The following is a 5,396-nucleotide window of genomic DNA, read 5'->3' as shown; positions in this document are numbered from 1 at the left end:
AATCTAAAAAATTTTTCCTGCGTGTCATATTCTTGTAAAGCTTTAACTAACTGCTTCTATTATAATATAAAAAAGGCTGCATCAAAAGATACAGCCAAAAATTTTATAATTAATTTTGTTTTTCTAAATCTTTTTTAAGCTGAGCAGCTTTTATTTTTTCTTGTTTTTCTTTTTCCTTCTTAGCTTTTTCTCTTTCCTTCATTTTTTCTACTCTTTCAGGATATTCACAGAAAATAGCTCCAGTAGGACATTTAGAAACACAAATTCCGCAATTGATACATTTGTCGTAATCAATTGATGCCAAGTTGTCTTTTACGTGAATTGCATCTTTTGGACAATTTCTTTCGCAAAGTCCACAAGAGATACATCCAATATCACAGCTAGTTCTAACAACTTTTCCTGGATCATATGATTGACATTTAACAACTGTCTTTGCTTTATATGGAACAAGTTTGATGATGTTCTTTGGACAAATCTTAATACATTTCATACAAGTAACACATTTGTCTTTGTCAACTACAGCAACGCCATTTACCATATGGATTGCGTCAAATTCACATACACTTACACATGTTCCGCCACCACAGCAACCATAGCTACAAGATTTTGCACCTTGTTGAAAATCTGCCATAAGTCTACAGTCTTTAAGGTCGTTGTAATCATATTTATTTTTAGCTTTGTCGCAGTCTCCTTGACAAAGAACTGTCGCAACTTGTCTTTCAACATTAGCTGCGTTAACGCCCATGATTTCACTAACTTTTTCTGCACAATCAGCTCCGCCGATTAGACAGCCATTAGTTGGAGCGTTTCCAGCTACGATTGCTTCAGCAAGTCCGTCGCATCCTGGATAACCACAAGCACCACAGTTTGCGCCAGGTAGTGCATTTCTAACTTCTATAACTTTAGGGTCAACTTCAACTGCAAAAACCTTTGATGCGATTGAAAGAATAACTCCAAAGAATGCGCCTACTATCCCTAAGAAAATTATGGGGGTAAGTATTGTATTCATATCTATTCAACCCTCCTATACTAATCCGCCGAAACCGGAGAAGGCAATTGCCATTAATCCGGCACTTACTAGTGCAATAGGAACACCTTGAAGTGCTTTAGGAACATCAGCAAGTGCAAGCTTTTCTCTCAAAGCTGCGATTAGAACAAGTGCTAATGTAAAACCTACAGAAGCTCCAAATCCACTAAATACAGTTTCAATCAAGTTATAACCATTTTGAACATTAAGAACTGTTACACCAAGTACCATACAGTTTGTTGTAATCAGTGGTAAGTAAACACCCATGGCTTGATATAGTGAAGGAGATGATTTTTTGATAAACATCTCTACGAATTGAACTAAAGAAGCAATTACAAGAATAAATGCAATTGTTTGTAAATATCCAAGTCCAAATCTATCAAGTACAAAAGTTTGAATCACCCATGTAATAGCAGAAGCAAGCACAACTACAAATGTTACTGCAACTCCCATTCCCATAGCTGTATCAGTTTTTGATGAAACACCTAAAAATGGACAGATACCCAAGAACTGAGCAAATATATAGTTATTAACAAGTATTGTCGATACTAAAATTGTAAAAATACTTTGTAACATCAGTCTGCCCTCCTACTTAATATACGTCTAAAACCAGCGATTAAAAATCCAAGAAGAATAAATGCTCCGGCAGGTGCCTTCATAATTCCTATTCCTGGAAATGCCTCTGGCAAAATTTGTTTGTCGAATAATGTACCGTTTCCGAAAAATTCTCTAACAATACCCATTGATAGAACAGCGATTAAGTAACCAATTCCTGTTCCGAAACCATCTACAATTGATGGAACAAGTTTGTTTTTGTATGCGAAACCTTCAGCTTCACCTAATATACAGCAGTTTACAACGATTAGTGGAAGGAAAATTCCAAGCGCACTGTAAATAGCTGGTGAATAAGCTTGAAGTATCATTTGTACCAATGTTACGAAAGTTGCGATTACAACGATGAAACATGGGATTCTTATTTTATCAGGAATAATATTTCTAAGTAGTGAAACTACTGCGTTACTCATTATTAATACGAAAGTAACGGCAAGTCCCATTGCAAGTGAGTTAGTAACATTATTTGTAATGGCAAGTACTGAACAAAGCCCTATTAGTTGTATGAATACGGGATTGTTCTTAAAAGCGCCGTCAGAAAAAACTTTACTTAATTTCATAACCCTACCCCCTATTCATTTATAAGTTCTTGAAAAACTGCTACAGCTTCGTTTGCACCTTCAAGTACTCCCTTAGATGAAACTGTTGCAGATGTAAGCCACATTACTTCGTTCTCAGCCTTTGGATCTTTACTGATTGTAAGTTCTCCAGCTGCTGATTTGCCTTCATATGATGGATAATATTCTTCAGTTTCAATTCTAGAACCGTAACCACTTGTTTCTTGGTTGGAAATATTTCTAAATCCGGCAATTTTTTGTCCTTCGATTAAAAATCCAAGAGCGTTAGTCATAGCTCCACCAAAACCGTTTGATTCAATATTTATTCCGTATCCAACTACCTCGTCACCTTTTTTAGCAACGAAGATTTTTTCAACTTTTGGATGTTTTTCTTTAATTTGAGCCATCTTCGCTTCGTCTAACTGATCAAAATTGTCAGCTTCATCTCCGAAGATTTCTTCGTAAGAGTTTACTGCTTTTTGAAATTCAGCCTCTGCTATAACAGGAGCAGTTAAACCATTTACATAAGCTAAAAGTCCAGCAGAAACAGCACAAAAAACAAGAAGTATAATACCAAATTTAACAGGTTCTTTCATCTATTTCGCCTCCCCATAAGCTTCAGTTTTAGTTAACTTATCGATTAAAGGTGTTGCAAGGTTCATTAGACATATTGCGTATGAAACCCCTTCAGGAAGTGAAGCCTTAACTCTAATAAGCGCAGTCAAAAATCCACAACCTATTGCAAAAATAATTCTACCTTTTCTATTTATAGGATTAGTTGTATAGTCAGTTGCCATAAATATTGCACCAAGCATAAGTCCTCCAGCTAAAAGTTCGTGTGGAACATAAGCCATTGGAATACCTAGGATTGGTAAAAATATTGCTGTTACAGCAACATAAATAACTGGAATTTCCCAAGAAATAACTTTTCTTGCAACTAAATAAATAAATCCAATAATAAGTGCAAGTGCAGAAGTTTCTCCCAATACTCCGCCAATGTTTCCGATAAACATATCAGAAAGAGCTGGCAGACTATCAAAAGCACCAGAACTGATTTGTTGAAGTGGAGTTGCATAAGTTGCTGCATCAAGTGTAGCAGAAGTTGTAAGACCTTGTTTAATCATCTCTGGTGACACATAAGCAGTCATATTCTTTGCCCATGATGCCATAAGTACAAGCCTTGCTGCCAAAGCCGGATTCATAAAGTTAAAACCAATTCCACCAAAACATTCTTTTACAATTAATATTGCAAAAACTGAACCAAAAATTGCCATCCAGATTGGAAACTCAACAGGTAAGTTAAGTGCGATTAAAATACCAGTAACAACTGCTGACAAATCTCTTACTTGAATAGTCTTCTTAAGAGCTTTTTGAGTAACATACTCAGTAACTACACAAGAAATTACACAAGTACAAATTAATAATAATGATCTTAAGCCAAAAAAGTATACTGCAGCAATCATAGCAGGAACAAGTGCAATGATTACATCTAACATTATCTTAGAAACAGTATCATTTGCTCTAATGTGAGGTGCAAGTGATACATAGTGTGCTGCATTTGCATTCATAGGCTGATTTTTCATTTTATTTTCCATATCCTACCTCCTACTTCTTTGCATTAGCACGAATTTCACGTTTAGCTAACTTAACAGATGCAGTCAAATGTCTCTTAGCAGGACAAACGAAAGAACAAATTCCACATTCCATGCATTGATCTGCGTGAAGTTCAATACAAAGATCTACATTGCCCTTTAAAATAGCATGGTTGATGTCTGTCGGATTAATATGTGCAGGACAGTGATCAACACATCTTGAACATCTGATGCAAGGACTTTCAACATTAGGTTTTACTTCTTCTTCAGTAAATACTAATATTCCTGAGGTAGTTTTAGTTATTGGAGAGTCCATGTCAAAAACAGATTTACCTGTCATAGGTCCACCACATACAATTTCAACATGATTATCTTTAATTCCACCACAGAATTTTAAAATATCTCCCACTGGTGTACCAATTTTTACTAAAATATTCTTAGGTTCTTTAATTCCAGAACCACTTACAGTAATAACCCTTTCATATGATGGTCTACCTTCAATTACTGCTTCATAAAAAGCAAGAGTAGTACCAACATTAGTTAAGAAAACACCAACGTCATTAGTAACGCCGTTTTGAGGAACAATTCTTCCCACAACTGCCTCTGAAAGTCTCTTAGAATCACCTTGTGGATATTTAGTTTGACATCCAACAACTTTTAAATGACTCCAATTTGGATGAGCATTAATTACCTCTTCCATCTTATCTATGGCATCAGGTTTATTTTCTTCGATTGCCATGTAAGAAACTTCCTTGTTGTAGAAATGAGAGAAAATATCCAATCCTTCTAGAATTTCCTCAGTTTTTTCTAACATGATTCTGTGGTCGCAAGTTAAAAACGGCTCACATTCAGCTCCATTGATGATACATTCATCTAAAACTGGATCCTCACTCTTTAGTTTTGCATGAAGTGGAAAACCAGCACCACCCATACCAACAATTCCTTTTTCTTTTATGAATGGAATAAGGTCGTCAATTGGATGATCCTTATAATCCTTAAAGTTAGTAAGATTATCAACCATTTCATCTTTGCCGTCACTACGTATTACAACACAGTCACAGAATCTTCCATCAGCTGTATACATTTTTTTAATATCCTCAACCGTACCTGATACAGATGAGTGAACAGCTGCTGAAATAAATGCGTCTGAATTACCCACTATTTGTCCAACTTTTACAGAATCTCCCTTGGAAACAACAGGTGAGCATGGCGCTCCGATATGTTGTGACATAGGTATGTAAACAATTTCAGGACTAGGCATCCTTTCTATTGCCAGCTTTTCTGTCAAAGTTTTGTGTTCGTCCATGTGGACTCCACCTACGGAGAAAGTGAGATTTCTTGAACTCATAAAAAATTCACCCCTTATATGGCTATATAAAGCCTTTTTTACCTTTTGTTATAATTATAACACTTATTTTATTTAAAGTATATGATAATAGCATAATTTTCTTAAAGTAAATCTGTAAATATGTTTAAATTACTTGATTACAAGGTATATATAATAATTAAAAATGGCTAATAAAATTTCATTTTTATCTAAATCTTTCATTAAAATTTAAAAAATAATCAAAAAAATTTCTCAATAATTTTGAAAAAACTTAAAGTTTT

Annotated in this window: 6 protein-coding genes; all 6 read right to left on the bottom strand. The window is 34.9% G+C overall.

Features of this window, described 5'->3' with window-relative positions; genetic code table 11:
- Window positions 1-109: 109 nt before the first annotated feature.
- Genes ACOX6R_RS07110 through rsxC form a run of 6 tightly spaced genes read right to left on the bottom strand, consistent with a single transcriptional unit; the run spans window position 110 to window position 5,136 of the window.
- Window positions 110-1,015: an RnfABCDGE type electron transport complex subunit B gene (locus ACOX6R_RS07110; RefSeq protein WP_433448698.1), complete on the bottom strand. Its 906-nt coding sequence runs from the start codon at window positions 1,013-1,015 to the stop codon at window positions 110-112.
- Between the two features lie 9 nt (window positions 1,016-1,024).
- Window positions 1,025-1,603, bottom strand: coding sequence for an electron transport complex subunit RsxA (gene rsxA, locus ACOX6R_RS07105; protein ID WP_433448696.1), 579 nt, complete (start codon window positions 1,601-1,603; stop codon window positions 1,025-1,027).
- Window positions 1,603-2,199, bottom strand: a complete 597-nt coding sequence (rsxE, locus tag ACOX6R_RS07100; RefSeq protein WP_433448694.1) for an electron transport complex subunit RsxE — start codon at window positions 2,197-2,199, stop codon at window positions 1,603-1,605. Before rsxE ends, rsxA begins: the two co-directional genes overlap by 1 nt.
- Before the next feature lie 11 nt (window positions 2,200-2,210).
- Window positions 2,211-2,792: an FMN-binding protein gene (locus ACOX6R_RS07095; RefSeq protein WP_433448692.1), complete on the bottom strand. Its 582-nt coding sequence runs from the start codon at window positions 2,790-2,792 to the stop codon at window positions 2,211-2,213.
- Window positions 2,793-3,791, bottom strand: a complete 999-nt coding sequence (locus ACOX6R_RS07090; RefSeq protein WP_433448690.1) for an RnfABCDGE type electron transport complex subunit D — start codon at window positions 3,789-3,791, stop codon at window positions 2,793-2,795.
- 10 nt (window positions 3,792-3,801) lie between these two features.
- A complete protein-coding gene (gene rsxC, locus ACOX6R_RS07085; RefSeq protein ID WP_433448688.1) occupies window positions 3,802-5,136 on the bottom strand; it encodes an electron transport complex subunit RsxC in 1,335 nt (444 codons plus the stop codon).
- Window positions 5,137-5,396: the final 260 nt, after the last annotated feature.

It is taken from the genome of Peptoniphilus sp. (assembly GCF_050943655.1).
In the GTDB taxonomy this organism is placed as follows: domain Bacteria; phylum Bacillota; class Clostridia; order Tissierellales; family Peptoniphilaceae; genus Peptoniphilus_A.
The sequence above is the reverse complement of the archived record's forward strand: the minus strand, read 5'-3'. Positions and strand labels throughout refer to the sequence as shown.